This window comes from Waterburya sp. (assembly GCF_058530065.1).
Window position 1 is genome coordinate 1 of sequence record NZ_JBZNBU010000387.1, and the last position, 1,213, is coordinate 1,213.

General features: G+C 37.1%; 1 protein-coding gene and 1 pseudogene. Both read right to left on the reverse strand.

What is annotated here, in order from left to right:
* Positions 1-156: pseudogene (locus tag AC33VI_RS22605) on the reverse strand (TldD/PmbA family protein); the annotation flags it as partial.
* Between the two features lie 81 nt (positions 157-237).
* The coding region (locus tag AC33VI_RS22610; RefSeq protein WP_491784519.1) for an AAA-like domain-containing protein at positions 238-1,213 on the reverse strand (976 nt) is incomplete at its 5' end.

The window sequence follows — 1,213 nt, forward strand, 5'->3', positions numbered from 1 at the left end:
CGACAATCTATTCAAAGAGCGATCGCGTGCTGATAGACTTTGTCGGCGGTAATTGCAAATACGAATGTCGCCATATTCACAACCAGCTTGACGAATTAAATCTACTGCGATGGCAGCTAATTCTTGATGAGTTGTTTGACTAGGAGCTTGTACCATAGAGAGTTGTTCAAGGATTGTTTCTCTATATTCTATTGATTTTTGTCGCTCGATCGCCAAGTCTCCTCCTCACCGAGTCTTCTACTTTTCTGTTGCCAAACAATCTTGGAAATACAAACTATATAATTTACAACTGGGAACTACCAAATTATTTTCTAATTTAATCAAACCAATACTTTCTAATTTATAAGCATTAATCGGAGATATCGAAATTGGTTCTTCTGCGTTGATTATTTTTTGATAAGATTCCCACAGTTCGGGATATTCTTTTAAAGTTACCAAATGTCCTTGTAAATGACTGCGGTATATTCCCGAAGCAGTATGAGCTTCTGCAATCAGGCGATCGAAAGTTAGATCTTGAGTAGACAAAGCATAAAATGCCAATCTAGCTAAATAAGGATAGCCGCCAATTATTTCCATTAAAGAATTAATCTTACTATCTAAATCTTCTACTGTTTGACTAAACTCGTGACGATTGGCTAAATCTTTCATTTGCTCGAAATCAAATTCAGCTAGATGAATGGGCAAACCAATATTAAAGGGAGATTTATTAATATCTAGAGGAATATATACATCAGTTGAATGAACTACTATTAAGCGTAAATTTTGCCAAATTGGGGTATTATTGCTCTCTTCATGCCAAAATCGCAGTAGTGGGAGAAATTCTTGGGCTACGTCTGGATATTCAAATAGACGATTGACCTCATCCAAAGCCAAAATCAAAGGCTCTGATAGTTGTTCGAGAATATATCCTTGAAAATAGGTAGTGCAGCTAACTTTAAGTCCTAAATCTTCATCCCAATATTCATCTAACTGAGATTGTATTCCCAACTGAAGGGTAATATTCGCCATCAGCCAACGTAAAAATTTGTTGAGATCCGACAAGATGGAAGCCTCTGCTAATTGCAGATCGAGCGATACGGTATTGTATTTTTGTGCTTTCGCCTGGGTTAAAATTCTCGTCACCAAGGAGGTTTTGCCCATATTCAAAGGAGACTTGATTCTGATTAAAGCTCCTGGCTGATTGATTTCCCGATCTACTAAAAATTCGTTGGGA